Below are 16,571 nucleotides of genomic sequence, written 5' to 3'. Positions count from 1 at the left end.
CCGGTCCGATTTTCCGCCGACAACGTCGGGGGAGTCACACGGCCTCGGCCGCGACCAAAGTCGGTGGCGCGTTGCCTTCTTTTGGAGGCTGCGGGCGTACAGGGCATGGCGGGAGCCTGGGATCATGAGCGAATCGAAGGTTCCCCTTGCGGAGGGCTCGTACGTCGGTTCCCCGGCTGACGAGCTCGCGGGGCGCAAGAGAGGTCACCGGATCGCCGCGGGGGTGGACCAGCGGGTGCTGTTCCCGCGGTCCGGACGGCTGGAGCTCCATCCCGACCGCCTCGTGATCGGCGGCTGGCATGGTGGGTCCGATCTCGTGCTGCGGCCGGAGGAGGTGAGATCGGTGGCCAACGAGTACACCGAGCTGTACGGGCGGTTCGTCGGCGGGCTGCTGAACTCGGGCAGGCCGCTCATCATGGAAACGGTCACGGCCGGCGAGATCTACCTGATGGTGGATCACAAGACGTTCCTGGAGACCACCGCCAACCGCAAGTGGACCCGCCTGCTGAAGAGCTGGCTGGTGTCGGGCCATGGCTGAGCCGGGCATGGGACGAAGGTGGCGGACGGCCAAGCCGGTTTGGGCCGTGACGGCCCTGATGACGGTCTCCCTGAGCGTCCCGGCGGTCGGCGCGTCGGTCACGACGGGCGAGGCGGACCCGGTGGTGCAGACCGATCTGGGTCCGGTGCGCGGAGTCGCGACAGGACGCACGGAGCTTTATCAAGGCATTCCCTACGCCCAGCCGCCGACGGGGGCCAGGCGCTGGCGCCCGCCGGTCCGTCCTCGTCCCTGGACGGCGGTACGGGACGCGAGCAAGCCCGGACCGGCATGCGCGCAGCTGGACGAGACCGGTGGCGTCGCGGCGCATTCCTCCGAGGACTGTCTCTACCTCAACGTCACCGGCCCCCGCCGGAACCGTTCTGAGCGACGGCCGGTCGTGGTGTACCTGCACGGCGGAGCGTTCAGCTCGGGTTCGGGCAGCGACTTCGACGCCCGCCGCATGGCCGCCATGGGCGACGTTGTGGTGGTCACCGTCAACTCCCGGCTCGGCGTGTTCGGGTTCTTCGGCCATCCCCGGATGGCCGGGTCGGGTACCTACGCTCTGGCCGACCAGCGGGCCGCGTTGCGCTGGGTACGGGCGAACGCGCGGGCGTTCGGCGGCGATCCGGGGAACGTCACGCTGATGGGCGAGTCCTCGGGCGGGGCGAGCGTCTGTGCCCAACTGGTCTCGCCTCCGGCGGCCGGGCTCTTCCACCGCGCGATCATCCAGAGCGGATCGTGCCTGCAGAGCTGGCCCAAGAACGTGATGGGCCCCGGGCTCGACGCCATCACCTATTGGGCGCCCCGAACGGCCGTGCAGGCTCGGGGCGCCGCGGCGGCGGCGGGGCTGGGCTGCGCGGGACCGGACGGACCGGCATGCCTGCGCCGGACGGACACCAGGAAGCTCCTGGCGTTGAACGGCCAGTTCGTCACCCCGGCGTTCGGGACCCGGGCGCTGCCCACCGACCCCGTCAAGGCACTGCGGACCGGCGCCTTCCATCGGGTACCGGTGATGCAGGGCAACACCCGGGACGAACACCGGCTGTTCGGGAGCCTCTTCGAGGCGGAGGAGCCCATCGATGACGCCCGTTACCGGGCTCTGCTGGCGACGTCCTTCGGAGAGCGCATGGCCCGTCGCGTCTACGTCAGGTATCCGCCCCGGGCGTACTCCGGCCAGTCGGGTTCCCCGGCCGCGCTGGCCTGGGCCGCGGTCGGCACCGACGTCGGATGGGTGTGCCCGACCCTCGCCGCCGACCGTCTTATGGCCCGGCACGTGCCCGTCTTCAGTTTCGAGTTCGCCGAGCCGAACGTCCCGGACTTCCTCGGCATCTTCCCCGAGGGTTACCCGCCCGGCGCGTTTCACGGCTCGGAGCTCCCCTTGCTCTTCGACATCGAGGGCACGTCCGTGCCGCTCGACCCCGCGCAGCGGAACCTGTCCGAATCGATGATCATGTATTGGGCCGCGTTCGCCGCCCAGGGCGATCCGAACAGGGCGGGGCTGCCCCGCTGGCCGGGGTCCCCGGCGACCCAGTCGCTGGACTCCGCGCGCGGCGGAATCTCCCAGACCGACCTGGCCGCCGGTCACCACTGCCGGTTCTGGGCGTCACGGACATGAGGACTCCGTGGTGGCCGGTGCCGGGGGCGCGCCGGGCCGAGCCGCATCGTGACCCGGCCGCCGAAACGCCGGCAGGGTCGGCGCCGGCCCTCGTGGTCATCGCCGTCGCGGTGGTGATCGGCGCGCTGAACCTCTGGCCTAGTTACGCACGGGGAGCGGACACGCTCGCCAACGCCGACCTGGCGGCCGGGCTCGCCTGCTGCGCAGCCTTGGTGATGCGCCGCCGCCGGCCGGTCGGGCTGGCACTGGTCGTCACGGCGGTCTCGGCCGTGTCCCTGGCGGCCGGCGGCGCGGCGTTCGTGGCGACGCTGACGGTCGCCGTGCGGCGGCCCTGGCCCGTGGCGGTGGGGATCGGCGCGCTCGGCGTGCTGACCGGCATGATCGCCGTGGCTCTGCGTCCCCCTCCCGAGCTGCCCTACGCGGTGAGCGTGGCGATCGTCGCCCTGCTGACCGCCGCGACGGTCGGCTGGGGGCAGGCGATCCGCGCGCGTCGCCAGCTCCTGGCCTCCCTCGCCGAGCGGGCCCACCGCGCCGAGAGCGACCGGCACCTCCGGGAGGTCGAGGCCAGGCGGCTGGAACGGGTGCGGATCGCCCGCGAGATGCACGATGTGCTCGCCCATCGCATGTCCCTTCTCAGCGTGCACGCCGGCGCGCTGGAGTTCCGCCCGGACGCCTCGCCGGAGGAGATATCGCGCGCCGCCGGGGTGATCCGCAGCGGCGTCCACCAGATGCTCGTCGACCTGCGCGAAGTGATCGGGCTGCTGCGCGAGGACCCGGTCGACGGCGCGGACGCCCCGCCGCCCTCGCTCGCCGGCGTGGCCGGGCTCGTCGAGGAGTCGCGGCGTGCGGGCGCACAGGTCACATTGGACATGGACGTCGGGGACGTGGAGGCGGTGCCCACCCTGGCCGGGCGCACCGCCTACCGGGTCGTCCAAGAGGGATTGACGAACGCGCGCAAGCACGCGCCGGGCATGCCGGTCACCGTCACCGTGCGGGGTGAGGCCGGGCATGGGCTGGAGGTCCAGGTGCATCAGCCGCTGCCCGGCCCCGATCGCGGGCGTCCGGCGATTCCGGGGACCGGCATCGGCCTGACCGGGCTTTCCGAGCGTGCCACGCTGGCCGGCGGGCGGCTGGAGCATGGCCCGGTGGCGGACGCCCACCTGCTGCGCGCGTGGCTGCCATGGGAGGCGTGATGCCGGAACCGATCAGGGTGCTGCTGGTCGACGACGAATGGCTGGTGCGGGCGGGCCTGGCCACCATGCTCGGCGGCGTCGAGGGGATCGAGATCGCCGGCGAGGCCGCCGACGGCTCCGCGGTGCCCGCGGCGGTGCGTGCCGCCCGCGCCGACGTCGTTCTCATGGACATCCGGATGCCGGGGACCGACGGCCTGACGGCGACCCGCCTGCTGCGCGCCGCCGCCGACGCCCCCGAGGTCATCGTCCTGACCACCTTCGACACCGACGAGCACGTTCTGCATGCCCTGCGCGCGGGGGCCGGAGGGTTCCTGCTCAAGGACACCCCGCCGGCCGAGATCGTGACGGCGATCCGCCGGGTGGCCGCAGGCGAGCCCATGCTCTCCCCGTCGGTCACCCGCAAGCTCATCACCCATGTCACCGGCCGGGATCACCAGACCCGCACGGTCGCCCGCACGCGGCTCGCCTGCCTCACCGACAGCGAGCGCCGGGTGGCAGAGGCCGTCGGCCGCGGGCTGTCCAACGCCGAAGCCGCCGCCGAGCTGTACATGAGCGTCACCACCGTCAAGTCGTACGTGTCACGCATCATGCGCAAGCTCGACCTGAACAACCGCGTCCAGATCGCCCTGCTTGCCCACGACGCCGAGTGAGCGTCGCTGGAGGAGGGCGCCCGGGCGGCCTCGGCCATCCGCGCCCAGCGCGCGGGCCGACATGCGAAACACCCGGGCGGCCCGCCGGTGGCCTGGCACGATGAGGATCTGTCGAGGTCGAAGCCGTACTGCCAGCGGCCAAGCCGTCTGAGCGAGCGTCAACCGGGGGTCCGCATGGCCGACGTTATCTATCGTGTCGCGGACGCCACGGAGCGGTCAGCCGTGGCGGAGCTGTGGCGGAAGGTCGAGAGTGACGCCGAGTACATGCTCGCGGAACCCGGCGAGAGAGCCGCCCCCATGGAGGACCGGTCGTTCGAGGTCGTGGCCGGCCGTAACCCGCTGCTTGGCACGCTGCGCGTTGCTGTCGGGCGGTTCCAGCGGGTCGCGCACTGCGGGCATCTCATGCTCGGAGTGCTGCCCTCACACCGAGGACAAGGAATCGGGACGGGCCTGCTGCACACGCTCATCAATCACGAAGCCCCCGAACGGGGCCTGACCCGGCTGCAGTTGAACGTCGCCGTCGAGAACCCGGCGCACCGGCTGTACCAGCGGCTGGGGTTCACGATCGAGGGCGTACGCAAGCACGCAGTGATCGTGGATGGGATTCCGCGCGACGAGTACGCGATGGCTCTCCTGCTGTAGCCAGCCGGCTCTTGCCGGGTCGGCGCGAAACCGCAGTTGGTGGGCGCGGACGGTGCCCAGTATGAGGGCGGTGCGACAGTGCTGTTGCGCTGCACGTCGCCTCATCTGGCAACGCGCGGGGTGGCGAACATGTGCCGCCCCGCGCGTGCCGGTGTCTCGACGGAGGTTCGGCTCTCAGTGCCGAAGAGAAGGGGCCTGCCCTGACCTGTCATTCAGGCCATGTGCCAGCGGGGTCAGGCGCGGAAGGCGACGTGGGCGGAGAGCCGTTCGCCGCTGAACAGGAGGACTCCGACGCTTCCCGTGGTGGTGACGGACCAGTTCTGGTTGCCGGAGGGGTTGTTCACCCACCCCTTGACCGAGCAGGACTGGACGTCCCGGCACAGATGCTGGGCGATGGCCGGCTTGCCCGGGTTCACGCCGGACACCACGTCGATGATCGCGGTCTTCTTGTTGCACTCGATCTTGCCGTAGTGCCAGACGCGGCCTCCGACGGTACCGGCGCTGGCGTAGGTGCGGCACTGCAGACTCTGGTTGGCGAAGTGGCCGCTCCAGGGGCCGTAGTCCGTCTTCTTGATCGTTGTCGCGGCGGCCTGGCCTCCGGCGGCCGCGACCGACCCCGTGTCCGCGACGCGCGCCGCGGGCTTCGGCGATGACGTCGACTCGATGGTGAGGCCGGAGACCACCGCTCCGCCGGCCAGGGCGACGCCCAGGGCGCCCGCCGCGACGAGTGCGTTCTTCCGTTTCATGGCTGAACCCTTTCTGGGGGACGGGCACATCTACTGAGCGATTCAGTCCCGTCGTTGACAATCAGCGAAGTTAGCGAGCCGACTCGTTCGCGTTTCAGGGCCTTAGGGCCCTGAAACCGGAGAGCGGGGACCTCAGTCCGGCACCGCGTGCAGTGGCGGCCGACCAGAAGTACGCGCCAGCGCGATCCGCTCCAGCCGCCCATTGAAGAGGCATTCTGACTCAATGCGCTCTTTCGCCTTCATCGAGGACTTGGGGACGGTACTGCCCGGGAGATATGGCGTAGGCAATCCCGAAAGCGCGGTGAAGTGGGCTGCGTCGCTCGTAAGTGACGCGGACTCGCGTTATGAACGCTGGATCAGTGGGTGGGCCTTCAGCGGTCAGTGGTGCCTGCTGCAAGCAACGCCCCGAGTGCCGCGGACACCGATGATGTGAAGGGCACCTCGGGTGGGAGACGGTCACGGTCCCAGCCCGGGCCTCCCACCACCACCTGGAGCGCAGGATGCGTGGTGCGCAGGTCTGTGAGCCAGGACGGGTCACCGGTCTCGGAGGTCTGCGACCACACGAACACCGTGTGCGCCCCGGTACGGGCTACCGCGGCTGCCAGGGCCGATGCCGGCACTCGCGCACCCAGCATGAGTCTCGCCGCGCCGATCTCGGCCAAGGCGGCGGCCAGCACGAGGACCGGCAGGGCGTGCTCCTCTTCTGGGGCGCATGCCAGCACCACGGGACTACGAATCCGCCCGGCTGGAAACTGCGTCTGAGGCGACGTCACCGCAAGTAGACAGCGCGATACCACGGCCGACAGTAGATGCTCCACTTCCACGTACTCGCCAGTGGCCGCATGCTTGCGTCCGAGGTCGACGAGCAGCGGTACGATCACCTGCTCCCATGTCGCAGTGACGCCCTCGTGTCGCAGAGCCGATTCCAGGATGCCGGTCATCACAAGCTCGTCCAGCGCCATCGCCGCATCCGCGAGGTTCCTGATCCGCGTGACCTGCGATTCGGCATGCTCGGCGGCAGAGATCTCAAGCTCTTTGTGGCTGTCGGCGGCACTGTGGCTCGGCCCCTGGTCCTGCCCGTGCGGCGTGTGCAGGACCGCCTCAGCGGCCTCCGCCGGAGGCGCTCCTGCGGAGATCATCTGCTGCATGGTCTCCAGCCGGGCGACGTCGGCCTGGGTATAGCGGTGATGCCTGCCAGGGCCGCCGCCCGTCGGGCCCACGCCGTACTGGCGATCCCAGACGCGCAGCGTGGAAGGCGCCACGCCCAGCCGACGCGCCACCTCCGCCACCCCCAGCCCGCCTATTCGGGGACCGGCCTCCCCGGGTGTCAGGTCGTCCATGCTCATCCCCTACCCAGGAAGGACCGCGAAGAGTTAGTGGAACCGTCGGCTGCAACCCACGCTTGCCGCCCAGAGGCGTGGGTCTCGCTCTTTGCCGCACCGCCTATCCGACTGGCAGGGGATTAGGAGATCCGAGAAGCCTGCGTCCTGTGGCCGGGGTCAGGCGAAGGAAAAGAGTGCGGCGGCTTGAACGGGCGTGCTCCCTTGGCGACGTCCGGGAACATCGTGGACGGTGGCCGCGCCTTCGGAGCGGAGCTGGCCAGCCCCGGCATCCCGGGCCATGACGGCGGCGTAGGCGCGGATCTGCGCGGCGGTGAGATCCGTGCGGCCGCGCTCGGTGTACTGCTGCAGGAGTTCGGTGACGTCCGGATCGAACCGCAGCATGGTCACCGGTGCGTCGAAACGCCTGGCCATGGCGATGAGTCGCGCGCGTGCCCGCGGCGTGACGTTCGTCGACTCGGCGACCGCGGTGCGGCCCGTGGCGAGCCTGGCGACGATCCTGCGGTCACGTTCCTCGAAGATCGCTGCGTCCGCCGCGTCGGATCCCGCTTCCGCAGGTGAGCCGCCGAAAAGCTCCGCGCGGATCTCGTCGCTGGACACCACGGCCTCCGCGTCGATCTGCCGGCGCGCGATCAGGGCCTGGACGAAGCTGGTCTTGCCCGAGGCTGGTGGGCCGACGAGGACGACGAGTCCTGCCGGCACCCGGATCACCGGTGCGAGAGGGGTGCGAGGTGAAGGCTCCTGCGCGGTCGAGGGCCTCGTGTCGAGAGTCGACGGGCACTCCGCTGGGCAGTCGCTCCTCGCCGGGCAATCCGGCTGCCATGGTGGCGGATCCTGTGCGGAGATGAACCGTGAACAGCCAGCATTCGTCTTCGTCGCCGCCTCCGCTGCGATGCTCTTCTGGCGGGCGCGCGGCTTCCTACGCCGGTCCCGCAGTGGCCACAGCGACCGGCCACCGAGGGACGACCCTACTAATAGCCGCCGTGGCCACGCGTGCGGGTGCTTGCCGTCAGACGTCCCGTGCCATGGCCGCCAGGTGTTCCAGTCCTCCGCGCGCTTCGATCGCCGGTTCGAGAAACCGGAATGACACGTGGCCGACGGGACTGCGATCATGCGCGCCATGATCTTGTTGTGGGCGGGGGTGCACCGTGCAGCCACTGCGTCCGGTTGATCCGGCCGCGATCGGCGGCTATCCGCTGCTCGGCCGGTTGGGCGAGGGCGGGATGGGGCTGGTCTACCTGGCGCTGGCCGGAGGGGGCCGCCACATCGCGTTGAAGGTCGTGCGCGAGGGGTTGGACGATCCGCAGGTGCTGGCGCGGTTCCGGCGGGAGGCGCAGACCGTGGCGCGGGTGCGCAGCCGGTACGCGGCGGCGATGGTCGCCTCTGGCCTGATCGAGGAGCCGTTCTGGCTGGCCACCGAGTACGTGCCCGGCCCGACGCTGCGCCAGGCCGTGCAGCGGTACGGCCCGCCTCCCGTCGGCACCTGTGTGCGGCTGCTGGCCGCGGTGGCCACGGGGCTGGCCGAGGTGCACGCCCAGGGGGTGGAGCACCGCGACGTCAAACCCTCCAATGTGGTGCTGGCCCCGGACGCCCCCAAACTGATCGACTTCGGGATCGCGCGGGGCGAGGACCAGACGCAGATCACCCGCACCGGGGGCTGGAACGGCACCCCCGGCTATGTCGCGCCCGAAGTGCTGCGCGAGCAGGCGTTCGGGCCGCCCGCCGATGTGTTCTCCCTCGGGGTGACGATCGCCTACGCCGCCACGGGCCGTCCGCCTTTCGGGTCAGGTCCGGTCGAGGCGGTGCTGCTGCGCACCATCAACGACGAACCCGACCTGGCCGGGCTGCCCGCCGAGCTGGCGGCACCGCTGGCGGCGGCAATGGCCAAGGACCCCGCTGATCGTCCAACCGCACAAGAACTGGCCGCGGCATGCGGGGCACCTGCGCGAACGGTCAAAGCCGATACCGGCGACCGCCCCGTCGCTCCCCACGGCCTGCAGGATGGGTTCGCCAGTGACTCCGCGTACCAGCACATCACCGCGCTGGCAGCGCAGCCAGTTCCGGCGGACGTGGCAACAGCGGTGCGGCAGGGGCTGGTACCGCACGGCCACGGGAGAACGAGAAGGCTACGCCGCACAGGCGTCATCGCCGGTGCCGCGGCCGCCGTCCTGGTCCTGGGATCAGCGGTCGCTTTCCGCTACCTCGACAGCGGGGACGGCGACAACAGTGACCGGCCGCCCACCGGCCGCCCCGCCGCCGGCGCGACGGTGACGGCCGCCTCCCGGCCGTCGTTCGAGGGGTCGGTCTCCGATCTGAGCGAGGGCCGCTCCGGCTTCGGCTCGTTCCTGAAGAACAACATCGGCCGCAAGGTGCGGCTCAAGGTCGGCCTCAACATGGACCTAAAGATCACCGACGGGAAGGGCGCCGCCATCGACACGAGCGGCGCCGAACACGACAACGTCATCTTCCAGGTCTGGTCCACCTGCGAGGGCGGCCTTCCCGAGAACGAGAAGCCCGAAATCGGACGTTGCACCGCCTACCACGTGAACATCGGCAATGACGAGCGCCCCTGGAGAGGGCTCAATTTCGTGCACGGCGAGTTCGTCTTCCAGGGCAACTTCGAGGTGTCAGGCGGAGACGACTACCAGGGCCTGACCCTCTACTCCCTGCTCCCCGTGGCGGCCGACTGACCTCCGCCGCCCAGACCGGATACCCCCGTATCGCCCAGACACCTGAGGCCCGGGCCGACTACGTCCCCCACCACGACGCCGTGGGGAACCGGCCGGTCCACTGCGTCGTCGATTACTGACGTGACTGAAGTGACCCCCGCCCTGTCCGACGACCACAAAGAACTGATCTCCGACCTCTGCGGGATCGTCAGCGACTACCCCCACGGGAGTCCGTCGGCGACCCTTGGTCTGCTCGCCGACGACGCGGCGGACGCGCTCGCCCGCATCGGCACTCCGCAGGGGCGCCGGGAACGGACCGGGTACACAATCCTGCTCCACACCACGTGCTGGTATGTCGCCGCACGCGTCTTCAGCAAGTCCCTCTTCGCGTCGTACACGCAGGCCCTGAAAGGGGTGCGGGCCACGCTCGACCCGGCGTCCTGCACCTGCCCGGACGGAGCCCACCCCACGGACGTGGACGACGAGTACGGCGTCGAGGCCGGGGTGAGCATGCTGTCCGAGGCCGGCCGTGCCGTGTTCGCCGAGGAGTACGGGCTGGAGGGCGAGGAGCTGGCGGCGTTCGACTGCGAGGCGTTCCTCGCCGGCCTCGCCGACGGGGCCACCGTCCGCATGCGCGAGGCCCACGAGGAGCTCTTCGGCAGTGTGGACGTCTCCCACCTCGACGCGCGGTTCCTCCGGGACGGCGGCGGGATCGACATCGTCGCCCTGCAGGAGGCCATCCGGCGTTCCTGGGAGGACAACACCGGCCCCGTCGCACTGTGGTCCGCCCGCCGCTGGCTGGCCGGGCAGGTGCGCGACGAGGAACGGATCGGCCTGTTCCTGTCCCTGTGGATGGGCATCGCCCAGACCTACGAAGGTCTGCCTCCCTCCTACACCCGCGAACTGGTCGCGGCCCTGGACACCATCGACCCGGACGCCTCGTGCGAGCACCCCCAGCACCCCTGGTCCGCGACCACGCACGTGGACTCCCGGTACAAGGCGGTGGTGCATCTGTACGCGCCCGAGGACTACCCGGCCACTCCGGTGCCCGTCGAGCTCTCGGCCCGCGAACTGTGGGTATGCCCGGCGCACTACGCCGAGCTGGCACGCGGTGCGCGGGAGGTCGTCGAGCAGTGGCGTCACATGCGCGGCGGCGAGGAGGAGGACCGGTAGGTCCTGATGCGTGCCGCCCCGCGGTCCCCGACACTCACCCGCCTGGGCTCTTTGTGGTGGTGATCCGCGTAGATCAGGGCTGCGCCAGCAATCGGTCGACCAGCCCGGCGATGTAGTCCGGGGTGAGCGGGCCCGCGCCGAACAGGACGCGGATGTACATCGGGGCCATGATGTGGTCGAGCACGCCCAGCACGTCGGGTGGATTCTCGCCCCGTTCTCCGGCGCGGTCGAGCATGGCCTGCATGAACCGGGTGCGTTCGGCGAGAAAGTCGTCGCGCGCCCGCAAACCCTGTTCGCCCCTGTTCGACAGGGCGACGGTCAGGCGCAGCACCGCCAGACCGTCGGGTCCCGTGATCTCGCGCGCCACCTGACTCGCGTAGGCGTGCAGGTCACCGGCCAGACTTCCGGTGTCGGGCATCGGCGACTGCGCGTTCAGGCGCGTGAGCACCACGTCGGTGAGCAGGGCTTCCAGGGTGCCCCACCGGCGGTAGATGCTGGTATCGGCCACGCCCGCGCGGGCCGCGACGTCGCCGACCGTGAACTCGCCGTAGCCGCGCTCGCCGACCAGGTCCGTCACGGCCTGGTGCACCGCCGCCCGGACACGGGCGCTGCGCCCGCCGGGCCGCCGGACCGGTCGTCGCTCTTCCATGCCCTCACCTTAGCGCAGCTCGTGGTTGCGTTAACGACGCCTGCCGTCTACTCTCTCCTAAAGCAGTTAAGAGCTGCTTTAGGAGGAACGATGAAGTCTGCACCGCCGGTGGCCGTGCCGAACAGGGCGGCGTTGCTCACGGTGACCTGCCTGGGGCAGTTCATGGTGCTGCTCGACAACACGATCGTCGGGGCGGCGCTGCCCGACATGCAGCAGCGGCTGCACATCGAGTTGACCGGGCTGCAATGGATCGTCGACGCCTATGTGCTGCTGGTCGCCATGCTGTTGCTGTCCGGCGGCGTCTTCGCCGACCGCTTCGGCCGCAAGAGGATGTACCTGGCCGGCGTCGTGGTGTTCACCGCCGCGTCCGTCGTGTGCTCCGCGGCGCCCTCACTCGGCTGGCTGGTCGTCGGGCGGGTTCTGCAGGGCATCGGGGCCGCGGCGCTTAGCCCCGCCTCGCTGACCCTGCTCGCCGCCGCGTATCCGGTTCCGCAGGAGCGGGTCAGGGCGATCGGGCTGTGGGCCGGATTCAGCGGAATCGGTCTGGCCGCCGGACCACTGGCCGGTGGCGTTCTGGTGGAGGCCTTCGGCTGGCCCGCCATCTTCCTCGTCAACGTGCCCGTCGGCGCGGTCCTGCTGGTCGCAGGGCTGCGCGTGCTGGACGAGTCCCGCAATCCGAACGCGCCCTCGATCGACGTCCCGGGAACGGTCCTATCCGTCCTGGGCGTGGGGGCGCTCACCTACGGGCTGATCGAGGGCGGCGCCCGTGGCTGGACCTCGCCTGTGATCCTGAGCAGCTTCGCCGCCGCGGCCGTGATCCTCGCCGTCTTCGTGGTCGTCGAAGGACGGGTATCGGCGCCGATGCTGCCATTGCGCCTCTTCCGGCAACGGCTGTTCACGGTCTCCAACACGGCGATGATCGTGGTCGGTTTCGCGCTCATGGGCTCGTCGTTCTTCTTCTCCCAGTTCTTCGTCTACGTCCAGGGCAGCTCGATCCTGCGAGCCGGGGTGCAGACCCTGCCCGCCACGCTCGCGATGGTCGTCATCAGCCCGTTCGCGGGCCGGTTCGCCGCCCGGTACGGCTTCCGGATCATGGTCACCCTCGGCCTGATCCTGGCCGGGCTGGGACTGCTGGCCGTAGGTTTCGTGCACGCCGACACCGGCTACGCGAGCGTGTGGTGGCGGCTGGCCGTCGTCGGTATCGGGTTCGCCCTGACCATGTCCCCGCTGACCGGCGCCGCCATCCAGTCGGTCAGTCCGCAGGAGGGCGGTCTGGCGTCGGGCGTCAGCAGCACCACCCGGCAGATCGGCGCGGTCCTCGGCGTGGCGGTGCTCGGAGCCGTCGTCCGCACCCGGGAATCCGGTGGCGCCTCCTTCGAGGACGGACTCAACAGCGCCTTCGTGGTGGCCGGCGTCGTCACTTTGGCCACAGCCGTGTTCACGGGCCTTTGGCTGACCAGGAGCACGCAGCCGTCACGGCCGACGAGCCCGACCTTGCGCGTTGCTGAAGACACCATGAGCCGCTGACACAGCAGAAGCTGACCGTTGGTGATGTGGGCGCGGAGCGGACCGGCGAAGCGCCGCTCATGCGGCCTGGCGTGCGAATGTCGAGGCCCTTGCCGAGTTCCACGCTGTTGTCGGGCGTATTGGGAACACCGGAAAGCCCACATCTCGGAACGGAGGGCTGTGCCCCCTGCTCAGTCGAGGTAGAGGCGCTCGGCCAGGCCCGCGGCGGCGAATGCGGCCAGGATGTCGTCGGGGCCTTCGGTGAAGTGGGACCAGCTGTCGACGTGCGCTGGGACGATCCGCCGCGCACCGAGCATCGCGGCTGCGGTGGCTGCCTGCTCGCTGTTCAGTGTGAGCAGGGCTTGGTCGAGGAGAGGCGTGCGGACGGCGCCCGCGAAGATCACCGCGGTGTCCACGGGGCCCAGCCGGTCGGCGATCTCCTGGACGAGTTCCAGCGCGGCGTTGTCGCCGCTGACGTAGACGCTGGGAAGATCGGGTGCGGAGAGCACGAAACCGATCACGTCGCCGGTGACGGGTTCGCAGCCCTCGGGCCCGTGGCGCGCCGGGACGCCGGTGACGGTGAGCCGGCCGCCGTCGGGGCGGGGGAGTTCGTGAGCGTCCCACGGCGCCAGGCCGAGCGCGTTGCCGCCGAGGCGCCGCGCGCCGCTCTCGGTGGTGTAGACCACGGGAACGTTCGGCAGCAGGGCCCGTCCGGCGTGATCGAGGTTGTCGGGGTGCTCGTCGTGCGAGAGCAGTACGGCGTCCAGGTGACCGATCTCGCTCGCCTGGACGGCGGCTGATGCCGTCTTGCTGAGGAACATGCCGGGGCCCACCTCGTAGTCGCCCGGCTCGTCGAACGTGGGATCGGTCAGGATGCGCAGCCCGCCGATCTCGATGAGAGCGGTGGGCCCGCCGAAGACCCGAACGCGGGCGGCGCCGGCGCGAGAATCTGACATGAACACTCCTCACGTTATTTGATGGATTTCTCCGTGAGGACGCTAGCATGACGTCACGGAAGAACCAAGCAGTTAACATGAGAAGATGAGTCCAACGGACGCTGCGGCCTCACGACACCTCCTGCCCCCTGCTCCGGGCGATGACGGACGTCCGGCGCTGGCACTGGCGAATACCTGGCTGGTCACCCCCGCCGGCACGACCGACATGATCGGTGATCGGGAGCTCGCGACGGCCTGGCTCGTCGAGCGTGATCTGATCGATTCCGGGCTGGCGCTCGGTGACCCCTGCACGGCGCGCCTGCGCACGTTGCGGCACAGCATCCGCGAGTTGCTCACTGCTCTGACGCAGAAGGAGCCCGCGCCTCAGCATGCATTGACCGTGGTCAACGACGCTTTGACCGCGGTGCCGCGCGCGCAATTGCTGGCCTGGAGTTCCGAACAGGGCTTGTATCGGCGCCGGCTCCATCCGCTGGACCAGGCCACCGACCACATTCTCGCCGAATTGGCCGCCGACGCCGCCGACCTTCTCACGGGTTCAGATGTGCCCAAACTTGCTGCGTGCGCTGCCGAACCCTGCTCTCGGTTCCTCGTGCGCACCCATGGAGCCCGTCTCTGGTGCTCAGTGCGCTGCGGAGATCGGGTCCGGGCGGCACGGGCCTACGCCCGACGGCGTCGGCCTTCATCTACCTAGCGGCCTGCCCGAAAAAGGTCTCGGAACGATGCCCGGCGTCACGCGAATGCACCTGCCGTCCCGGTGCCGTCGGTAGTGGCGAAGCGCAACTCCGGCAACACCCGCGCTGTCACCCCGGCGGCTCTGCACGCTCAGGCCCCCGCAGCTGATCCAACCCTCGACCACGTCATAGCGCCGCCCGGCCACGGGACTCGAGGGCGGGACGCCTTCGGCACCTTTGATCAGCTTCCTGGCGTGCGTTCTTAGGGCGGGCTCAGTGCTCGCGGCATCCGCCAGCAATGCGCGCCTGACACTGTGCACGCGCTTCGTAATGCCTCCACCGATCTGCGGCGGGTCGGTGAACTCAGTGCCGGTCCAGCCCCTGAGAGGGGTTTTTGCGCGCCCCCCCGGTGGGGGCGACCGTGCAGGTCCGCGCACGTCGGCTGACCCGCCGGCGAGTGGCGCTTTTGTCGGGCCTGGGCGCGTATGCGGTTCGACGATAAGCCAAAAATGGCTTGATATTAGACAAAAGTCGTCAACTGGATTTAATTGCGTTTCTGAGTGGTCATAGCATGCGGTGTCCCGATGGTTAGCAGTACATGCCCTTGTTGGTTTTGTTGGATCCTGCCTAAACTCGCCCGGGTCGGGTGAGTTTTCGGAGCAGTCAGAGAAATGAAAGGCTAGGCGTGGCCGACGTGTCGGAAGAATGCTCGCCGTCTATCTCGCGACGGGCGGCGCCAGGGGACTCGTTATTCGCCGCATTTGATCCGGTCCTCTTTCGGAGAAATTCCGAAGCGGTCGCCGCGCGCCTGGAATCGCATCTGGCGGACCGGTCCGTCCGGGGCCTGGACCTCGCGGATCCGGACGTCCTGGCGCAGGCGGCGCGGGCGTTGATGACCGTCGAGCGCGAGGGCATCGCCGCCTTCGACGAGAAACGGCTGGCGGCGATCGTCGACCTCTATCTCCGCACCGGCATCCAGGTGCACTCGCCCGGCTACATGGGACGGCAGTTCTCCGGCACCGTCCCGCTGGCCGGCGTCATCGACTTCGTCGGCTCGGTCGTCAACCAGCCCTCGTCCTACTACGAGGCGGGGCAGCTGCCGATCACGGCCGAACGGATCATGGCCGAGGAGCTCAACCGGTTCATCGGTTGGGACCCGGGCTCCTTCGCGATGGTCACGACGTCCGGGGGGTCGCTGGCCAATCTCACCGCGCTGCTGGCCGCCAGGAACCGCGCCTATCCCGGCATCTGGGCGTCCGGCGAGCATGGCGGTCGCGGCCTGCCCGCCATCGCGGTCAGCGAAGAGGTGCACTACAGCGTGACCCGCGCGGCCGGCGTCCTCGGCATCGGCGAGAAACGGATCGTCCGGCTGCCGGTGGACGCGCGAGGACGCATCGCCGTGCGCCGGGTGCCCGCGGTGCTCGCCGCCGCCGAGCGCCGGGGCCTGGAGGTCTTCTGCCTGGTGGCGTCCGCGGGCACCACCGCGCTCGGCGCCTTCGACCCGATCGATGAACTGGCCGGTATCGCCGCCGAAGGCCGTATCTGGCTGCATGTCGACGGGGCGCACGGCGCGAGCCTGCTGGTGTCGGACGTGCTGCGGCACAAACTGCGCGGTATCGAGAAGGCCGACTCGCTGACCTGGGACGCGCACAAACTGATGTTCGTCCCCGCGCCCTGCACCATGCTGTTCTACCGCGACGCGGGGGACGCCCCCGAGGCGTTCGGCCGCCGCGCCGCCAGCTACGTCCTCGACGAGGAGCCCGACGCGCACTGCGCGTTCGACAGCGGCGACAAGAACCTCGAGTGCACGAAACGGCCGATGATCATGCCGTTGTGGGCGCTGTGGGCGGTGTACGGGCGCGCCCTCTTCGCCGAGAAGATCGAGCAGTTGTGCCGGACGGCGCACGAGGCGCACCGCATCCTGCTCGACGAACCCGATTTCGAGGTGCTGCACGAGCCGGAAGCCAACATTCTCTGTTTCCGTTACCGGCCGGAAGGCGTCGCCGCCGACCGTGTCCACCGCCTGCAACTGCGAATCAGGAAACAGGTAAGGCTCGCCGGACGGTTCTTCATCTCCAAGGTGGACGTGCAGGGAACCGCGGCACTGCGCATCGTCTTCATGAACCACGAGATCAGCGCGGAGCATTTCCGAATGCTCCTCGCCGAGATCAGGAGCACCGGTGAGCGGCTGCTCCGTGGTGATCTCCCCGAATGACGAACCCC

At 69.8% G+C, this 16,571-nt stretch carries 15 protein-coding genes; 10 read left to right on the top strand and 5 right to left on the bottom strand.

The window, feature by feature from the left end; genetic code table 11:
* Positions 1-124: 124 nt before the first annotated feature.
* From ABD944_RS07970 to ABD944_RS07950, 5 genes are all read left to right on the top strand, one after another.
* On the top strand, positions 125-538 hold the full coding sequence (locus ABD944_RS07970) for a hypothetical protein (protein WP_345173902.1): 414 nt from the start codon (positions 125-127) through the stop codon (positions 536-538).
* A complete protein-coding gene (locus ABD944_RS07965) occupies positions 531-2,153 on the top strand; it encodes a carboxylesterase/lipase family protein (RefSeq protein ID WP_345173899.1) in 1,623 nt (540 codons plus the stop codon). Before ABD944_RS07970 ends, ABD944_RS07965 begins: the two co-directional genes overlap by 8 nt.
* The gene (locus tag ABD944_RS07960; RefSeq protein ID WP_345173896.1) at positions 2,150-3,346 is read left to right on the top strand and encodes a sensor histidine kinase; all 1,197 of its coding nucleotides are present in this window, start codon (positions 2,150-2,152) and stop codon (positions 3,344-3,346) included. Before ABD944_RS07965 ends, ABD944_RS07960 begins: the two co-directional genes overlap by 4 nt.
* A complete protein-coding gene (locus ABD944_RS07955) occupies positions 3,346-3,996 on the top strand; it encodes a response regulator (RefSeq protein WP_345173893.1) in 651 nt (216 codons plus the stop codon). Before ABD944_RS07960 ends, ABD944_RS07955 begins: the two co-directional genes overlap by 1 nt.
* 222 nt (positions 3,997-4,218) lie before the next feature.
* Entirely contained in the window at positions 4,219-4,638 is a 420-nt protein-coding gene (locus tag ABD944_RS07950) for a GNAT family N-acetyltransferase (protein ID WP_345173891.1), read from the top strand.
* Positions 4,639-4,871: 233 nt separating this feature from the next.
* Here ABD944_RS07950 and ABD944_RS07945 read toward each other — a convergent pair whose 3' ends face one another.
* The 3 genes from ABD944_RS07945 to ABD944_RS07935 form a co-directional block, all read right to left on the bottom strand.
* Positions 4,872-5,384, bottom strand: coding sequence for a hypothetical protein (locus tag ABD944_RS07945; protein WP_345173889.1), 513 nt, complete (start codon positions 5,382-5,384; stop codon positions 4,872-4,874).
* Between the two features lie 371 nt (positions 5,385-5,755).
* Positions 5,756-6,724 carry a MerR family transcriptional regulator gene (locus tag ABD944_RS07940; RefSeq protein WP_345173887.1) on the bottom strand — a complete coding sequence of 323 codons (969 nt, stop codon included), beginning with the start codon at positions 6,722-6,724 and terminating at the stop codon, positions 5,756-5,758.
* A gap of 159 nt (positions 6,725-6,883) precedes the next feature.
* Positions 6,884-7,435: an AAA family ATPase gene (locus ABD944_RS07935; RefSeq protein WP_345173885.1), complete on the bottom strand. Its 552-nt coding sequence runs from the start codon at positions 7,433-7,435 to the stop codon at positions 6,884-6,886.
* A gap of 437 nt (positions 7,436-7,872) precedes the next feature.
* On the opposite strand from ABD944_RS07935, the gene ABD944_RS07930 reads away from it, so the two are divergent.
* Both ABD944_RS07930 and ABD944_RS07925 read left to right on the top strand, forming a co-directional pair.
* Entirely contained in the window at positions 7,873-9,414 is a 1,542-nt protein-coding gene (locus tag ABD944_RS07930) for a serine/threonine-protein kinase (protein WP_345173882.1), read from the top strand.
* A gap of 120 nt (positions 9,415-9,534) precedes the next feature.
* Entirely contained in the window at positions 9,535-10,566 is a 1,032-nt protein-coding gene (locus tag ABD944_RS07925; protein WP_345173879.1) for a hypothetical protein, read from the top strand.
* A 73-nt stretch (positions 10,567-10,639) separates the two neighbouring features.
* Here the strand turns inward: ABD944_RS07925 and ABD944_RS07920 are convergent, their stop codons facing one another.
* Positions 10,640-11,215: a TetR/AcrR family transcriptional regulator gene (locus ABD944_RS07920; protein ID WP_345173876.1), complete on the bottom strand. Its 576-nt coding sequence runs from the start codon at positions 11,213-11,215 to the stop codon at positions 10,640-10,642.
* Between the two features lie 90 nt (positions 11,216-11,305).
* On the opposite strand from ABD944_RS07920, the gene ABD944_RS07915 reads away from it, so the two are divergent.
* Positions 11,306-12,742 (top strand): MFS transporter, encoded by a 1,437-nt coding sequence (locus ABD944_RS07915; RefSeq protein ID WP_345173873.1) that lies wholly within the window; start codon positions 11,306-11,308, stop codon positions 12,740-12,742.
* A 170-nt stretch (positions 12,743-12,912) separates the two neighbouring features.
* Here the strand turns inward: ABD944_RS07915 and ABD944_RS07910 are convergent, their stop codons facing one another.
* Positions 12,913-13,677 (bottom strand): MBL fold metallo-hydrolase, encoded by a 765-nt coding sequence (locus ABD944_RS07910; protein ID WP_345173870.1) that lies wholly within the window; start codon positions 13,675-13,677, stop codon positions 12,913-12,915.
* Positions 13,678-13,762: 85 nt separating this feature from the next.
* Here ABD944_RS07910 and ABD944_RS07905 point away from each other — a divergent pair, with 85 nt between their 5' ends.
* Positions 13,763-14,368, top strand: coding sequence for an ABATE domain-containing protein (locus ABD944_RS07905; protein ID WP_345173868.1), 606 nt, complete (start codon positions 13,763-13,765; stop codon positions 14,366-14,368).
* Positions 14,369-15,033: 665 nt separating this feature from the next.
* Positions 15,034-16,563: a pyridoxal phosphate-dependent decarboxylase family protein gene (locus ABD944_RS07900; RefSeq protein ID WP_345173866.1), complete on the top strand. Its 1,530-nt coding sequence runs from the start codon at positions 15,034-15,036 to the stop codon at positions 16,561-16,563.
* The last annotated feature ends 8 nt before the right edge of the window (positions 16,564-16,571 follow it).

Origin of the sequence: Actinomadura verrucosospora (genome assembly GCF_039540335.1) — a bacterium.
Classification (GTDB): Bacteria; Actinomycetota; Actinomycetes; order Streptosporangiales; family Streptosporangiaceae; genus Spirillospora; species Spirillospora verrucosospora.
The sequence above is the reverse complement of the archived record's forward strand: the minus strand, read 5'-3'. Positions and strand labels throughout refer to the sequence as shown.

Coding starts and splice junctions, on each gene's coding strand:
- ABD944_RS07970 (WP_345173902.1), top strand. CDS start 125: ATGAGCGAATCGAAGGTTCCCCTTGCGGAGGGCTCGTACGTCGGTTCC.
- ABD944_RS07965 (WP_345173899.1), top strand. CDS start 531: ATGGCTGAGCCGGGCATGGGACGAAGGTGGCGGACGGCCAAGCCGGTT.
- ABD944_RS07960 (WP_345173896.1), top strand. CDS start 2,150: ATGAGGACTCCGTGGTGGCCGGTGCCGGGGGCGCGCCGGGCCGAGCCG.
- ABD944_RS07955 (WP_345173893.1), top strand. CDS start 3,346: ATGCCGGAACCGATCAGGGTGCTGCTGGTCGACGACGAATGGCTGGTG.
- ABD944_RS07945 (WP_345173889.1), bottom strand. CDS start 5,384: ATGAAACGGAAGAACGCACTCGTCGCGGCGGGCGCCCTGGGCGTCGCC.
- ABD944_RS07940 (WP_345173887.1), bottom strand. CDS start 6,724: ATGGACGACCTGACACCCGGGGAGGCCGGTCCCCGAATAGGCGGGCTG.
- ABD944_RS07920 (WP_345173876.1), bottom strand. CDS start 11,215: ATGGAAGAGCGACGACCGGTCCGGCGGCCCGGCGGGCGCAGCGCCCGT.
- ABD944_RS07915 (WP_345173873.1), top strand. CDS start 11,306: ATGAAGTCTGCACCGCCGGTGGCCGTGCCGAACAGGGCGGCGTTGCTC.
- ABD944_RS07910 (WP_345173870.1), bottom strand. CDS start 13,677: ATGTCAGATTCTCGCGCCGGCGCCGCCCGCGTTCGGGTCTTCGGCGGG.
- ABD944_RS07905 (WP_345173868.1), top strand. CDS start 13,763: ATGAGTCCAACGGACGCTGCGGCCTCACGACACCTCCTGCCCCCTGCT.